General features: G+C 66.5%; 12 protein-coding genes and 1 tRNA gene. 10 read left to right on the top strand and 3 right to left on the bottom strand.

Annotation, left to right across the window (positions count from 1 at the left end):
• Window positions 1-50: 50 nt before the first annotated feature.
• The gene (locus WAS25_RS09070) at window positions 51-923 is read left to right on the top strand and encodes an IS3 family transposase (RefSeq protein ID WP_422311254.1); all 873 of its coding nucleotides are present in this window, start codon (window positions 51-53) and stop codon (window positions 921-923) included.
• Window positions 924-998: 75 nt separating this feature from the next.
• Here the strand turns inward: WAS25_RS09070 and WAS25_RS09065 are convergent.
• From WAS25_RS09065 to WAS25_RS09055, 3 genes are all read right to left on the bottom strand, one after another.
• Window positions 999-1,074: transfer RNA gene (locus tag WAS25_RS09065), tRNA-Thr, on the bottom strand.
• Window positions 1,075-1,114: 40 nt separating this feature from the next.
• On the bottom strand, window positions 1,115-3,250 hold the full coding sequence (locus tag WAS25_RS09060) for a prolyl oligopeptidase family serine peptidase (protein WP_422311252.1): 2,136 nt from the start codon (window positions 3,248-3,250) through the stop codon (window positions 1,115-1,117).
• A gap of 69 nt (window positions 3,251-3,319) precedes the next feature.
• Window positions 3,320-5,431: a prolyl oligopeptidase family serine peptidase gene (locus tag WAS25_RS09055; RefSeq protein WP_422311250.1), complete on the bottom strand. Its 2,112-nt coding sequence runs from the start codon at window positions 5,429-5,431 to the stop codon at window positions 3,320-3,322.
• A gap of 110 nt (window positions 5,432-5,541) precedes the next feature.
• Here WAS25_RS09055 and WAS25_RS09050 point away from each other — a divergent pair, with 110 nt between their 5' ends.
• The 9 genes from WAS25_RS09050 to WAS25_RS09010 all read left to right on the top strand — a co-directional run.
• Complete coding sequence (locus WAS25_RS09050; RefSeq protein ID WP_422311248.1) at window positions 5,542-6,873, top strand: PhoH family protein; 1,332 nt, start codon at window positions 5,542-5,544, stop codon at window positions 6,871-6,873.
• Window positions 6,874-6,883: 10 nt separating this feature from the next.
• A complete protein-coding gene (locus tag WAS25_RS09045) occupies window positions 6,884-7,435 on the top strand; it encodes a hypothetical protein (RefSeq protein ID WP_422311246.1) in 552 nt (183 codons plus the stop codon).
• Window positions 7,436-7,489: 54 nt separating this feature from the next.
• Window positions 7,490-8,689 (top strand): tyrosine--tRNA ligase, encoded by a 1,200-nt coding sequence (tyrS, locus tag WAS25_RS09040; protein ID WP_422311244.1) that lies wholly within the window; start codon window positions 7,490-7,492, stop codon window positions 8,687-8,689.
• Complete coding sequence (locus tag WAS25_RS09035) at window positions 8,686-10,317, top strand: DUF4388 domain-containing protein (protein WP_422311242.1); 1,632 nt, start codon at window positions 8,686-8,688, stop codon at window positions 10,315-10,317. Before tyrS ends, WAS25_RS09035 begins: the two co-directional genes overlap by 4 nt.
• Window positions 10,318-10,456: 139 nt before the next feature.
• Window positions 10,457-11,302, top strand: coding sequence for a septal ring lytic transglycosylase RlpA family protein (locus WAS25_RS09030; protein ID WP_422311240.1), 846 nt, complete (start codon window positions 10,457-10,459; stop codon window positions 11,300-11,302).
• Window positions 11,271-11,975 (top strand): IspD/TarI family cytidylyltransferase, encoded by a 705-nt coding sequence (locus tag WAS25_RS09025; RefSeq protein WP_422311238.1) that lies wholly within the window; start codon window positions 11,271-11,273, stop codon window positions 11,973-11,975. The genes WAS25_RS09030 and WAS25_RS09025 overlap by 32 nt, the downstream gene beginning before the upstream one ends.
• A gap of 117 nt (window positions 11,976-12,092) precedes the next feature.
• The gene (gene lpxC / locus WAS25_RS09020) at window positions 12,093-13,001 is read left to right on the top strand and encodes a UDP-3-O-acyl-N-acetylglucosamine deacetylase (RefSeq protein WP_422311236.1); all 909 of its coding nucleotides are present in this window, start codon (window positions 12,093-12,095) and stop codon (window positions 12,999-13,001) included.
• 135 nt (window positions 13,002-13,136) lie between these two features.
• Entirely contained in the window at window positions 13,137-14,411 is a 1,275-nt protein-coding gene (gene hisD / locus WAS25_RS09015; RefSeq protein ID WP_422311234.1) for a histidinol dehydrogenase, read from the top strand.
• A gap of 82 nt (window positions 14,412-14,493) precedes the next feature.
• Window positions 14,494-15,451, top strand: a 958-nt coding sequence (locus tag WAS25_RS09010; RefSeq protein WP_422311232.1) for a pyridoxal phosphate-dependent aminotransferase, incomplete at its 3' end; no start/stop codon positions are given.

Here is a 15,451-nt window from a genome sequence, read left to right as displayed (position 1 = left end):
AGGTTCCTCCTTCGAAAAAAATTCTGAGGCCCGCCGACCTCCGGAAAGCCGTGCTGTCGTTGCGGCGGGTCTTCCGGGTTAGCGAAAGGCGGGCTTGCCAGGTGGTGGACATGCCGAGGTGCACTTGCCGGTATCGAAGTCGCCGCAAGGAGGTCCCTGGGCTGCGGAAGCGGCTCTTGGAATTGGCGGCAGAGCGGAAGCGGTTCGGATCTCCAAGGCTCTATCTGCTGCTGAGGCGGGAGGGGTTCATGGTCAATCACAAGCGGGTGGAGCGGCTCTACAACGAGGAGGGCCTCTGGGTGAGAAAGCGCACTCGGAAGCGGATGAAGGGCGCTCCGCGCCAGGCGCTGCAGCCGCCCGTTCGGCCAAATCAGCAATGGGCGATGGACTTCGTATCTGATGCCCTGGCCGAAGGGCGGGCGATCCGAACGCTGAATGTGGTGGACGTGTTCACCCGTGAGGGCCTGGCCATCGAGGTTGACTTCAGCCTGCCGAGCCTGAGGGTGGTTCGGGTGCTGGAGAACCTGATTCGACGTCGGGGAATGCCCGAGGTGGTGGTGAGCGACAACGGGCCTGAGTTCACATCGAGAGCCTTCGACCAATGGCGACACGGACGGGGAATCACGCATCACCTGATCAAGCCAGGCAGGCCAATGCAGAACGGAACCTGCGAAAGCTTCAACGGGCGGTTCAGGGACGAATGCCTGGACGAAAATTGGTTCAGGGACCTTGCGGAGGCCCGGCATGTGGCCCGAGGATGGCTACGTGACTACAACCACCGTCGACCGCACACCTCGCTCGGGGGCCTTCCCCCGGCGGAGTTTGCGCGTCGCTGGGCTGAGCTCCGGTCGCCTCCGGCTACCTCCGCCCAGCCCAGCGACACCACCCCAATCAACCCTGATTCCACACAAAGACCGGGCTAATCATGGGGGGAACGTCAATGTGCTTGCACGCGCAAAAACGGCCACCGTGCTGGTGGCCGTAAATGTCGTAATGACTGGAGCCAACTACAGGATTCGAACCTGCGACCTGCTGATTACGAATCAGCTGCTCTACCAGCTGAGCTAAGTTGGCGCTGGCCGTCTAGTTTGCCCTGGGAGGGGCCTGGAATCAACTACTGGCCGAAGGCGGCGGGCAGCTTCATGCCGAGGTTCTTGACGAGGAAGGCCCACTGATCCGCCCGCTCAGCGATCTGCTTGGTGGTGGGCTTCCCCGCGCCGTGGCCCGCGTTCGTCTCGATGCGGGTGAGCACGGGGGCGGGACCGCCCTGGGCGGCCTGCAGGGTGGCGATGAACTTGTGGCTGTGGGCCGGTACCACGCGGTCGTCGTGATCGCCGGTGGTCACCAGGGTGGGCGGATACTTCACGCCGGGCTTCAGGGTGTGCAGAGGGCTGTAGGTCATCAGGTACTTGAACCCCGCCTGGTCGTCGGAGCAGTCGTAGTCACTCTTCCACATCCAGCCGATGGTGAACTTGTGGTAGCGGAGCATGTCCATGACGCCCACGGCCGGGAGGGTCGCGCCGAAGAGCTCCGGTCGCTGGGCCATGCAGGCCCCCACCAGCAGGCCCCCGTTGGAGCCGCCGTGGATGGCGAGCTTCGGAGTGGTGGTGTACCTCTCCTTGATGAGCCATTCGGCCGCGGCGATGAAGTCGTCGAAGACGTTCTGCTTGTTCTTGTGCTTACCCGCCTCGTGCCACTCGCGACCGTATTCGCTGCCGCCACGCAGGCAGGCTTCCGCAAAGACGCCGCCCATCTCCAGCCAGGCCACCGTGGCCGAGCTGAACCGCGGCGAGGCAGGGACATTGAACCCGCCATAGCCGTAGAGCAGGGTAGGGTTCTGGCCGTCGAGCTTCAGGCCCTTGCGATGCGTCAGGAACATGGGGATCTTGGTGCCGTCCTTGCTGGCGTAGAACACCTCCTTGACCTCGAAGGCGGCCGGATCGAAGGCCACCTTGGGCTGGCGGAAGACCTCACTCTTTCCAGTGGAGAACTCGTAGCGGTAGAGGGTCGTCGGCAGGTTGTAGCTCGTGAAGCCGTAGAAGGCCTCGGTGTCCTCGCGCCGGCCTCCGAACCCCATGAGGGAACCCACGCCGGGCAAGGCGATCTCGCGCTCCAACTTCCCCTTCAGGTCGTAGAGGCGGACCTTGTTCAGGGCATCAATGCGCCAGGTGGCGGCGAACCGGTTGGCCACCAATGAGACACCGCCCAGCACATCGCGGCCTGGTCCCTCCGGGATCAAGGTCTTCCAGTCTCTGGGCTCGGGCTTGCCGCGCTGGATGGCCACCAATCGACCCCGGGCGGCGCCCTGGTCGGTGAAGACGTAGAAGGTGTCGCCATCGTTGCCCACCACGCGGTAGGTGGCGTCGAACTTGTCGAGCCAAGGCTCGACCTTGGCGTCGGGTCTGGTCAGATCTCGCAGGAAGATGCGGCTGCGCCGATCGGTACCCTGGTTCTGATAGATGACCAGCCACTTGCCGTCATCCGTGACACCGGCGCCGAAGCCCCAGTCGGGCTGATCGGTGCGCTCGTAGATGACCGCGTCCTGCGCCAGGGGCGTGCCCAGCTTGTGGAAAAAAAGCTGCTGGTTCTTGAAGACGCCGGTGAGGGCGCTGCGGTCCTTGGGCAGGGGATAGCGGGTGTAGTAGAAGCCGCTGCCGTCTTTGGCCCAGCCGCCCACGCCGTTGCGCCCCAGGGGGAGTTCGTCCGGCAGATCCTGTCCGGTCTCGACGCTCCGCACCTTCCAGATGTTCAGGTCGGCGCCGCCCTTGGAGAGGGAGTAGGCCATGAAGCGGCCGTCCTCGGTGAAGACGGTGCCCCCCAGGGACATGGTGCCGTCGGTGCTGAGGCCATTGGGATCCAGCAGGACCCGGCCCTTGTCCTTCAGGTCCGTGGTGACATAGAGCAGGCCCTGGTTCTGCAGGCCCGAGTTGTAGGTGTAGGTGTAGTACTTCCCCCGCTTGCTGGGAGCCCCGTACTTTTCGTAGTCCCACAGCCTGGTCAGCCGTGCCTCGATGGCCTTCCGCTCGGGGATGCCGTCCAGGTAGCTCCGGCTCACCCGGTTCTGGGCCTCCACCCAGGCGGCGGTTTCAGCCGAACGGTCATCCTCCAGCCAGCGGTAGGGATCGGCCACCTTGGTACCGTGGTAGTCGTCCACGACGTCGGCCTTGCGGGTGACGGGGTAGACGAGGGGCGACTGGGCCACCAGGGCCGTGGCGGCCAGGGCCAGCAGGCAGGTTCGGGACAACGACATGGAGGGGCCTCCTGAAGGGCGCGGTAATGCCCTTCAGGATACCTCGTAACACAAGGTTGAACCAGCCCCTCAGGGCTTCATGCCGAGGTTCTTGACCAGGAAGGCCAGGACGTCCGCCCGTTCGGCGATGGCCTTGGCTGTGGGCTTGCCCGCGCCGTGGCCCGCGCTCACTTCGATGCGGGTGAGGATGGGGGCCGGCCCGCCCTGGGCCGCCTGGAGGGTGGCCGTGAACTTGTGGCTGTGGGCGGGCACCACGCGGTCATCGTGGTCGCCGGTGGTCACCAGGGTGGGCGGGTAATTCACGCCAGGCTTAATGGTGTGCAGGGGCGAGTACTTCATGAGGGTGTCGAAGCCCTCTTTCGTCTCGCTGCTGCCGTAGTCGCTCTTCCAGCCCCAGCCCAGGGTGAACTTGTGGAAGCGCAGCATGTCCATGACCCCCACCTCGGGCACCGCGGCGCCGAAGATTTCGGGCCGCTGGGTAAGGCAGGCGCCCACCAGCAGACCGCCGTTGCTGCCGCCATTGATGGCGAGTTTGGGAGTGGAAGTCACTTTGTGGGCGATGAGCCACTCGGCCGCGGCGATGAAGTCGTCGAAGACATTCTGCTTCTTGTCCTTCCGGCCGGCGTCGTACCAGTCGAGGCCGTACTCGCCGCCGCCCCGCAGGTTGGCCATGGCGTAGACGCCGCCCAGCTCCAGCCAGACCATGCGCGAGACCGAGAAACCCGGCGTCAGCGGCACGTTGAACCCGCCATAGCCATAGAGCAGCGTGGGGTTCTGGCCATCGAGCTTGAGGCCCTTCTTGTGCACCAGGAACATGGGAACCTTCGTGCCGTCCTTGCTGGGGTAGAAGACCTGCTTCACCTCGTAGTCCGCGGGCTTGAAGGCCACCTTGGGCGTGCGGAAGACGCTGCTCTTGCCGGTCTTCAGGTCCAGGCGGTAGATGGTGCCGGGGTAGGTGAAGCTGCCGAAGGTGTAGAAGGTCTCCGCGTCTTCGCGGCGTCCACCGAAGCCGCCGACGGTGCCCAGGGCCGGCAGGGCGAGGGTGCCGGTCCTCTTGCCTTTGAGGTCGTAGAACTCAATGACGGAATGGGCATCCCGCATCCAGGTGGCCACGAAGCGTCCGCCCACCAGGGACACGGATTCCAGCACGTCCTTGCCCTTGGCCTGGGGGATGAGTTCGGTCCACTGGGCGTGATCGGTCTCGCCCTTCCGGATGGCCACCAGCCGGTTGCGTGGGGCGCCCTGGTTGGTGCTGACAAAGAAGCGGTCGCCCTCGTTGTCCACGATGCCGTAGGAGGCGTCCATCTTGTCGAGGAAGGGTTCTACGGGGCTGCCGGGCTTCGAGAGGTCCTGCAGGAACAGGCTGCTCTCGGGGTTGGTGCCCTGGCCGGCAGTGACCACCAGCCAGCGGCCATCGTCGGTGACTGACCCGCCCAGGTACCACTCGGGCTGGTCGGGGCGCTGGTAGACAAGCACATCCTCGGCCTGCGGGGTGCCCAGCTTGTGGAAGCAGAGCATGTGGTTGTTGTTCACCCCCGTGAGGGCCCCGCCTTCCTTGGGCGCTTCGTAGCGGCTGTAGTAGAAGCCGCTGCCGTCCTTGCGCCAGGAGGCACCACTGGCCTTGGACCACTGGATCTCGTCGGCGAGATCCTTGCCCGTGGCCACATCGCGCACCTTCCAGGTCTGCCAGTCAGAGCCGGCCACCGAGACCGAATAGGCCATTAGGCGGCCATCCTCGGTGAGGCTGATGCCGCTGAGGGCCACGGTCCCATCCTTGCTGAGGGTGTTGGGATCGAGCAGTATCCGGCCCTTGGCCTTAGGGTCCTCGGTGACGAACAGGACGGCCTGGTTCTGCAGGCCGGTGTTGTAGGAGTAGAAGTAGCGCTGGCCGCGCTTGAAGGGGGCGCTGTACTTCTCGAAGTCCCAGAGCTTGGTGATGCGCGCCTGGATCTTCGCCCGCTGGGGAATCTGCTCCAGGTAACCGAAGGTGACCTTGTTCTGAGCCTCCACCCAGGCCTTCGTCTCGGCGCTGTTGTCGTCCTCCAGCCAGCGGTAAGGGGCCGCCACCTTGGTGCCGAAAAAGTCATCCACCACGTCTGCCTTCCGGGTGGGTGGGTAGGTCAGGGGCGTTTGGGCCGAAAGTGCACTGGTGATGGCGAGAGCCATGGCGAGCATCCTCATGAAACGGGCCTCCAGACAGGGGCCCATTCTCACACCAATCCGAAGTCGAATCCCAGCCGTGCAAGGGCGCCCGCTTGGTGGTAGGGTGCCTGCAGCCCTGGAGGTTTGATTTGGTCCCGCCATCCGGCAAGAAGGTCTTCGTCCTCGATACGAACGTCCTCCTGCATGATCCGAACTCCATCCTCCACTTCCAGGAACACGACGTGGTGCTGCCCATCGTGGTCATCGAGGAAGTGGACCACTTCAAGAAGGACCAGACCGAGATCGGGCGCAATGCTCGCAGCGTCTCCCGCCTGCTGGACCGGCTGCGGGCCACGGGCAGCCTCAGCCGGGGCGTGCCCCTGGACGGCGGCGGCACGCTCAAGGTCGATGTGGCCGCCCACAACCTGGACATCGGCATCCTCTCGGCGGACAAGCACAAGGCCGACAACCAGATCCTGGCCTGCGCCCGGGAGCTGCTGCACACGTGCAAGGACCGCGTGGTCCTGGTCACCAAGGACACGAACCTGCGCATCAAGGCGGACGCCATCGGCGTGCAGGCCGAGGACTACACCACCGACCGCGTGGAGATGGACGAGCTCTACACGGGCCACAAGGCCTGGGAGGTGGATCCCGCCAAGGTGGACCAGCTCTACGACGGCGGCCTGACGCCCGATCCGGCGCTGAACCTCAACCCCAACCAGTTCCTCACCCTGGTCGATCAGCTCAATCCCAGCCACACGGCCCTGGCCCGGTTTATGGCCGGCGAGGGGCTCCTGCGGCCCCTGCGCCGCATGGAATCCTGGCCCTGGGGCATCAAGCCCCGCAACCGCGAGCAGCAGTTCGCCATGGAGCTGCTGCTGGACCCCGCCGTCCAGGTGGTCACCCTGCTGGGAAAGGCGGGAACCGGCAAGACCCTCCTGGCCATCGCCGCAGGCCTGCAGCAGGTGGTGGACGACGAGTCCTACGACAAGATCCTCGTGAGCCGCCCGGTCATGCCCATGGGCCGCGACCTGGGCTACCTGCCCGGCGACATCAGCGAGAAGCTCCGCCCCTACATGCAACCCATCTACGACAACCTCGAGTTCATCGTGGGGGCCAACACCGAGGCCCGGCGCCGCACCACCATGACGGCCAGTCAGCTGGAGGAGGCCGGCTACCTGAGTGTCGAGCCCCTCACCTACATTCGGGGCCGCAGCATTCCCAAGCAGTATCTGGTCGTGGATGAGGCCCAGAACCTGACCCCACACGAAGTGAAGACCATCCTCACCCGGGCCGGGGAAGGCACCAAGGTCATCTTCACCGGCGACCCCCACCAGATCGACAACCCCTACGTAGACGCCAGCACCAACGGCCTCAGTTTCTTGGCCGAACACTTCAAGCACCTCGACATCTCCGGCCACGTCACCCTCCAGAAGGGCGAACGCAGCAAGCTGGCGGAGCTGGCGAGCAACCTCTTGTAGGAGTTCCACCATGGCGGATGGATCCTGGGACAACGGCGGCCACGGTGTTCCCGTCAAGACCGGCATGCCCCTCTGGGGCAAGATCGCCCTGGGCTGCGGCATCGCGTTCCTGGTGGTCCTGGTGACCTGCGTGGGCGGAGTCGCCTACCTGGGGAACCGGATCAAGAAGGATCCCGAAGGGTTCAAGAACAAGGTCATGGGCTTTGCCCTCGAGCAGGTGCGGCCCGACTGGGAGGACTTCCGCGCCGTGGTCGAGCACCTGCGTTCACCGGAAGGCTGTCAGGCCCTCTATGCCGCCAATCCCGGCCTCGCCAAGACCTGGCCCTCCGAAGCCGCCTTCCTGGAAGCCTCCTCCCGTTGGCACAAGGAGGTGGTCACCGCGCCGGACCTCACCCCGGACCTGATGGAGCGCCAGGGACTTCAGATCAACCATGATTTTGGCGGCAAAGTCACGGTCGGCTGGAGCCCGAAGAGCGGACGGGCCGTATACGTCACCTTCGAGAAGGCCCGGAAGGCAGGCGACACCGGACCCAGGCGCGTCGTCGAACTGGATGTCCGCTAGCCCGTCAGGCCGTTCCGCATTGAGCCTGCAGCCTTTTTCCGCCAAGATGCAGTCATGACTGCCGCTTTCGGATCCGCATCTGATGCCTTGGCCCTGCTCACGAAGGGCACCGTCACCTGCCACAAGCTGGACCAGCTGGAGGCGAAGCTGAAGGAAGGCCGGCCCCTGCGGATCAAGGCCGGCTTTGATCCCACGGCCCCGGACCTGCACCTCGGCCACGGCGTACTCATCAAGAAGATGGCCCAGTTCCAGAAGCTGGGCCATGAGGTCACCTTTCTCATCGGCGATTTCACTGGCCTCATCGGCGATCCCACGGGCAAGAAGGCCACGCGGCCGCCTCTGACCCGCGATGAGGTGCTGGCCAACGCCGAGACCTACAAGGCCCAGGTCTTCAAAATCCTGGATCCCGAGAAGACCAAGGTCCGCTTCAACAGCGAGTGGCTGGGCAGCATGGTGGGCGAGGGCTGGATCCGCCTGGCCTCCCGCTTCACCGTGGCCCAGATGCTCGAACGCAATGACTTCGCCAAGCGCATGGAAGCCCGCGAGCCCATCGCCCTCCACGAGCTGCTCTACCCCCTGACCCAGGCTTACGATTCCGTCGCGCTCGAGGCCGACGTGGAACTCGGCGGCAACGATCAGCTCTTCAACCTCATGCAGGGCCGCATCCTCCAGGAGGCCTCTGGGCAGAAGCCCCAGGTGGTGCTCACGGTGCCCCTGCTCCTGGGCCTCGATGGCATCGAGAAGATGTCCAAGTCCCTGGGCAATTACATCGGCTTCATGGAGGATCCGGATACGCAGTTCGGCAAGGCCATGAGTGTGAGCGACGCACTCATGTGGGACTGGTACCTGCTGCTGACGGACCAGCTGCCAGCCGACATCGAGGCCCTCAAGCAGGGTCATCCCATGGACGCCAAGAAGGCCCTGGCCCGACAGATCGTCGCCGACTTCCATGGTGCCGAGGCCGGCCGGGAAGCCGAGGAGCGTTGGATTCGGCGGTTCTCCGAGCGCAGCCCCGAGGAGGCCCCCGAGGTGGCCGTGGCCGCCACCGAAGGTGAGATCCAGCTCTCCCGCCTGTTGGTGGAGCGCGGGCTGGCCGCCAGCCGCAAGGAGGCCGAGCGGCTCATCGGCCAGGGTGCCGTGAGCCTGGATGGCCTGAAGGCCGTCGACTCCGCGCTTCGGATTTCCCTGCGATCCGGTCAGTCGGTGCTGGTGAAGGTAGGCAAACTCAAGCTCGAGCGATGGGTGATCACATGAGCCTTCCGGCCCTCAAGGATCTGTTCGCCCGGCACCGGGCCCGTGCAACCGGCCTGTGGCGGCTGGGGCAGGAACCCCACCGCACGGTGTTCATGGAATCCGGGGACATCGTCTTCGCAGCCAGCACCCACCCACTGGACCGGCTGACCCACCTGCTGGTGGAGCGGGGCAAGATCACCCAGGCCCAGCTCGACTACGCCATGGCCAACCTCAACCCGGCCATGTCCATCGGCAAGAACCTCATCGAGATGGGCTTCATCACCCAGCGGGACTTGCTGGATGTTGCCCGGGCGCAGGTCGAACGGGTGGTGTGGGCGGCCGTCGCGGATCCGGAGCAGACACCAACCTTCGAGGCCAAGGACCTGGATGCGACCACCGTCCGCCTGCCCTTCGACACGGCCGCGATGCTGCTGGCCGGCGTGCTGAAGCTTCCGGACCGGGAGCGGGTGCTGGAGGAGCTGGGCCCCCTGAACCAGGTCGTGGTGCTTGAGGGCAAGCGATTTCAGGAGCTCACCCTGCCCCCTGACCTGGTCAAGCTGCCGGGACTCCTCGATGGCAGCCGGACCCTTATGGAGCTGAGCCGGGAAGCGGGCGTCGAACCCTTCCGCCTCGGGGCTTTTGTCCTCTTCCTCAGGGAGATGGCCTGGGTCCGGCTCCACGAGCTGCCCCCCCTCGACCGCCGCGCACTGGAGCTGGCCCTTGATCCCGCTGAGGCACCTATCACGCCTCCTCTCCCCGAATCCGTGCCCACCCCGCCCTCTCTGTTCGCCGAGATCCATGCCAGCCAGCGGCCGACCACCAACCTCGAACACCTATCCGAGGCACTGGACCAGCTCGGACCCGAAGACGAACTGGAGGACCCCTTCCCGGCCGATTCGACTCCTCCCCCCGAACCGGAGCCCGCCTTGCCCATCCACCATGAAGCCGAAGGCAGCACGGAACAGCCCGAACCCCCGCCGCCCCTCCCCTCCGAGGCTCCAAGATCTTCCCGGCGCCCCCTGGTGCTGGCCGCCGTCCTCGTCCTGGCCGGGCTGGCCTGGGTCGGCTTCACCAGGTTCCGGCGCCCCAAGGCGGCACCCCTCCCGGCGCCGAAAGTGACCGAGATCGTGCCCGCTCCCAAGCCCGTGGCCCCGGAAGTCAAGGCCGCCGAGCCTCCAGCTCCCGCCCCCGAGGTCGTCAAACCCGTACCGCCCCCGGAACCCGAGAAGAAACCCGAATCCGCCGCCACCAAGCCCCCCGCCCCCCCTCCCCAGAAGGAGGAGACGGTCACCGCGGCTTCCAAGGCGGACCGGTTGCAGACCATCAGCCAGGGCGACTGGAAGCGGGCCATGGCTCAGGGGTCGGCCCAAAGGAAGGCCTTGCAGGGGAAATGGACCCTCCGGCTTGAGATCGCCTGCCAGGGCAGCACGGTCCAGCATGCCGCCGACCTGCTCAAGGGGCAGGATCCAGATCTGTTCCTCGTTCCCATGACCATGCGGGACGGTCGGACCTGCTACCAGGTGTTCCTTGGGGCTTTCGGCTCCGAAGCGGCGGCCAAGGCTGCGGCCAAGAAGCTCCCGCCGCCCTTCCTGGCGGAGGGCAACCGCCCCAAGCCCTTCCGGGTCGCCCAGATCCCAGATCGCCAGTAGCTCGTTCTAAACGAAACAAGTGCTCGATATATGCGTTATTGCAATGCCGGTCCTTTACAAACGATCTAAACGCGCTCATACTTAATATGTATACGAGCTGGTCTGTTAAGTAGCGACCAAATGATCTTTGTGGAGCCCAATGCCGTCACCCTTCCATCCAACCAATTGGAGTCAGGCCTGTGTCTCGTGGATCCACGAGATCCAGATCGCCTTCGACCCTCCAGTCCCGGTGGAGCCAGGCAAGGGCGGCTTCCTTAGGCTCATGCGGTGGAGCACACCCCGCGTGGCCACCCTGCTCATCCTCAGCTTCACGCTCCACTGCACCAGGCCGCCGGGCTCCATCCCCGAGGCCGGCACTGGCTCGAGGAGTGGCGCGAATACCTTCGACACCCAGGCCTATGTGGAAGAGGGTGTGGCCAGTTGGTACGGTGGGGACGATGATGGATTCTCCGGCCGGCCTACCGCCAATGGGGAAATTTTCGACCCGGAGCAGTACACCTGCGCCCACAAGACCCTTCCCCTCGGTAGCTTCGTGGAAGTCGAGAACCTGGAGAACCGCAAGCGCACCGTCCTGCGGGTCAATGACCGGGGCCCCTTCATCAAGGGGAGGATCATCGATCTGTCCCGCCGGGGCGCCCAGGAACTGGGCTTCCTGGGGCAAGGAACTTCCAGGGTCCGGCTACGGTCCGTGGATGCCATGGGTCTCCCCGTGGCCCTGGATGCCGCCACCGGCCAGGCCGATCCCTATGTCGTACAGGTGGCATCACTCACAGATCCCAAAAATATCCAATCACTTACGAAGGAACTTGAAAACACCTTCGGCGTCGTCACCCTGCAAAGTGCCCTCACGCGCGGCGGCCTGGCGGTCAAGCGGGTCCGGGTGGGGAGCTACACGACCCGCCAGGACGCCGAGCAGGCCGCCGAGCAGATCGCCAAGCTCCTGAAGGATCGCGGTGTCGAACCCTTCATCACCCGCCAGCGCTGATCCCCTGCGCCCCTTCCTGGTCATTCCCGCCGGCGGGCGAGGTATGCGGATGGGGGGTGGGCTGCCTAAGCAGTTCCGTGACTGGGATGGACGCCCCCTCCTGCAGGTGACCGTCGAGGCCTTCCTGGCCCCTGGCATGCCCCGCCTGGCCGGCATTGCCCTGGCCGTTCCCGAATCCCACCTGGAGGAGGCCCGCAGTTGGTCCTTCCAGGTGCCATGTACGGTCGTCCCGGGCGGCGAGACCCGGCAGGAGTCCGTCTGGCTGGCCCTGCGGACCCTGCCCAACCTGCCCCTCGCCCCAGTGATGATCCATGACGCAGTGCGGCCCTTCCCACCCGCCGCCCCCCTCTGGGAGGCGCTCGAGGCCCTCAACCGGTTCGACGGCGTCCTGCTGGGGGAACCCTCCACCGATACCCTCAAGCGGGTGGACGCCCTCGGCCGGGTGCTCCGCACCGAACCCCGGGAGGAGTTCTACCGGGCCCAGACGCCCCAGATCGCCCGGCTCGGCACCTGGCTCCACGCCTTCGCAGCAGCTCACGAGGCCGGCTACGCCGCCACGGATGACGCGGCCCTGCTTGAGCGACTCGGCCTGGCCGTGAAGCTCATCCCCAGCCCGAGCTCCAATCTGAAGCTCACCACGCCCGAGGACTGGGAACGGGCCCGGCGGCACTGACCACACGGTGTGGTATCGGCGCCCACAGGCCAGTCTAAGTTATTTATAGCTAAACCTTGAAATAATTTAGCTAATAAAAAGGCATGGAATTGGCATGTATGCCTGCGAGGCCAAACCATGCCCCGTAGCACCACACCCCAGACCCTGAGCCGCGAGATCACGATCTCGGGTCATGGTCTGCATGGTAACCGCCCCTGCTCGGTGCGCTTGGTCCCCGTGGCTGCCGCTTCGGGGCTGGTGTTCGTCCACACCCCCACCGGCACCGAGATCCCCGCCCGGGCCGACCTCGCCGGCGATCTGGTCCTGGCCACCACCCTGGTGAAGGATGGCGTGCGGCTCCAGACCATCGAGCACCTGCTCTCCGCCCTGTCCGGTCTGGAAGTCGAGCACCTCCGCATCGAGGTGGACGCCGAGGAACTGCCCATCCTCGATGGCAGCGCCGCCCCCTGGGTGGACGCCATCCTGGAAGCCGGTGTGCAGGGGCTCGAGGGCCGCCGCCGCTTCATGAAGATCACCCACCCCATTGAGATCCGGAACGGCGACCGTTGGATCCGTGCCCTCCCCTTTGACGGCTTCCGCCTCCGCTACGTCATTGACTTCCCCATTCCCGCCCTGGGCCGCCAGAGCCGCGAGCTGAGCCTCACGCCCGAGAAATACCGCCGGGAGTTGGGCGCCGCCCGCACCTTCTGCCTGGCCCAGGAGATCGACATGATGCGCGCCCGGGGCCTGGCCCTCGGCGGCAGCCTGGATAACGCCGTGGTCTTCGGCGCCGATGGCCCCCTGAACGAATCCCTGCGCTACGAAGATGAAGCGGTCCGCCACAAGATGCTCGACCTGGTTGGCGACCTGGCCCTGCTGGGCGCGCCCCTGATGGGTCTCGTGGAAGCCCACGCCGCCGGCCACGCCATGCACGTGGCCCTGGCCCAGGCCATCCTCGCCGATCCCGGTTGCTGGGAGTGGACCGAGGACGCCGAGCCCGCCAACGTCAGCTTCTTCTTCCATCCCCTGGTCGCCCAGCCCGCCTAATCTCTGTTCACCGGGAATTTGCTGTTGCGACGGACGACCTGAAGCTGGCAGGCTGTAGCCTTCACCTTCGAGGTGCACAGGTGTTACTTCATCCCCATCACTGACCTGACGAACCGGGCGGACCTGCCCGGGTGGGTGGCCGCACTGGCCAGGAACGGGGAGAGCGAAGAGGACACGCGGAAGGCCGTGCTAGCCATCCTGGCGGATGTACGCCGAGATGGGCTTGGGGCCGTTCTGGACTGGACGGAGCGACTGGACGGCGTCCGCCTGGGGCCCGCGCCCCTGCGCATTCCCGAGGCCGTGTTGGAGGCCGCCCGGACCGACCTGGACCGCCAGCGGCCGGAGCTCATGGCTGCCCTGCGGGAGCTGATCGCCAACATCCGTCGCTTCGCCGAAGGCCAGCGCGGCTGCCTCCGCGACCTGGAACTGCCCCTGCCCGGCGGCGGCACCGTGGGCGAGCGCTGGTGCGCCCTTAAGACCGCTGGCGTTTACATCCCCGGTGGTCGCGCCTTCTACCCCTCCACCCTGGCCATGACCGTGATCCCCGCCCAGGTCGCCGGCGTGGATCGCATCGTGGGCGTGACACCACCCAAACCCGCCGCCACCCTGCCCGGCGCATGGGGCGTGGATCCGCTGGTGCTGGCTTGCGCCGCGGAGCTGGGCCTCACGGAGCTCTATCCCTTTGGAGGCGCCCAGGCCCTGGGCTGGCTGGCCTATGGCGAGCCCGCGGTGGACCTCATCGCCGGACCCGGCAACCGCTTCGTGGCCGAGGCCAAGCGCCAGCTCATCGGGACCTGCGGCATCGATGCCCTGGCTGGCCCCACGGAGCTGCTGGTACTAGCGGACGACAGCGCCGACCCCGCCTGGCTCGCCGAGGATCTGCTGGCCCAGGCCGAGCATGATCCCGACGCCGCCGCCGTGTTGGTGAGCGAAGACCGCGGACTGCTGGCGGCCGTGGCGGTGGAGTTGCAGACCCGCACCGCCACCTCCCCGCGCCGCGCCATCCTCGAGCAGAGCCTGGCCAGCCACGGACGGCTCGTCTGCACCAGCCGCGACCTGGCCATTGCCCTGGCCCAGGCCTGGGCCCCGGAACACCTCGAGCTATGCGTCAGCGATCCGGAGACCTGGCTGCCCTCGCTCACCACAGCAGGCGCCGTGTTCATCGGCAGTGCCAGTGCCGAGGCCTTCGGCGACTATGGCGCGGGCCCGAACCACGTGCTGCCCACGGACCGCAGCGCTCGCTACACCAGCCCCCTGGGCGTGGCCACCTTCCTCAAGCGGCAGAGCCTACTTCGCCTGTCCCCGGCCGATGCCGCCGCCATGGCTCCCTGGGTGGAGCGGCTGGCCGAGGCAGAGGGTCTCACCCACCACGGCCGCAGCGCCGCCCTCCGCGGCCATCACCACCCCTAGGGAGCGCCCGAGCCATCGGCGTTCCGTTCCGCTTCTCTCCCAATGAAGCCTGGTTTTCTCCTACCCTCAACTCGAGCCACCCATGTCCCTGCTGCGACCCGACCTATCCGACCTGCCCGCCTACCAGCGGCCCCCCGAGCCGCCCACGGGCGTGCGCCTGCACATGAACGAGCCCGCCCAGGACTGGCCTGAGGCGCCCAGGAACGCTCTGCTGGCAAGGCTTCGCACAATGCCCTTCCACCAATACCCCGAGCGCCAGGCCGAACTCACCGAGCGCCTGCGCAGGCGCCTGGGGGCGCCAGAGGGTGGCCTGCTGCTGGGTCCCTCCAGTGGCGCGCTGCTGGACCTGGTGGCCATGGCCGGCCTCAGCGCGGGGGAGCGGGTGGCCATTCCCGATCCCGGCTTCAGCCTCTATCCCCTGCTGGTGCGGCGCCACGGCGGCCGCGTGCGGCTGGTGCCCCAGGGCACCGGCCTCCCGCTGGAGCCCTGGTTCAGCGCCCTGGACTGCCGCCAGCTCTGGCTCACCCTGCCCAACAACCCCACCGGAGCCTGGATCACGCCGGAGGAGCTGGAGCCCCTGCTGGTCGCGGCGGCGGCCCACTCCGAACCACCCCTTGTCGTGCTGGACGAGGCCTATGCGGAGTTCGCCCCGGCCACCCACCGCCTAGCCGTGGACCGCTACCCGAACCTGGTGCTGCTGCGCACCTTCAGCAAGGCCCTGGCCTCCGCCGCCTGGCGCATCGGCTACCTGGTGGGCGATCCCGCCCTAATCGCCAAGCTGGCCACGCTCCAACTGCCCTACTCCCTGCCCACCGCCAGCCTCGAGGCCCTGGACGTGGCCCTGGATTTCGCCGCGGACTTCGAGGCCGCCGTTCGCGTCATCCCGGAACGGCGGGACCGCCTGGCCGCAGCGCTCCCCACCCACCGCGCCGCCCCCAGCGCCGGCAACTTCCTGCACCTGTCGCCGGATCCCTCCGACGCCCTGGAAGCCGCGGGCCTGAAGGTGCGCCGCCTCCCTGGCGCCAACGCCACCCGCATCA

Source organism: Geothrix sp. (assembly GCF_049292215.1).
In the GTDB taxonomy this organism is placed as follows: domain Bacteria; phylum Acidobacteriota; class Holophagae; order Holophagales; family Holophagaceae; genus Geothrix.
Note: the sequence above shows the minus strand (reverse complement) of the source record. Positions and strands in the feature narration are given on the sequence as shown.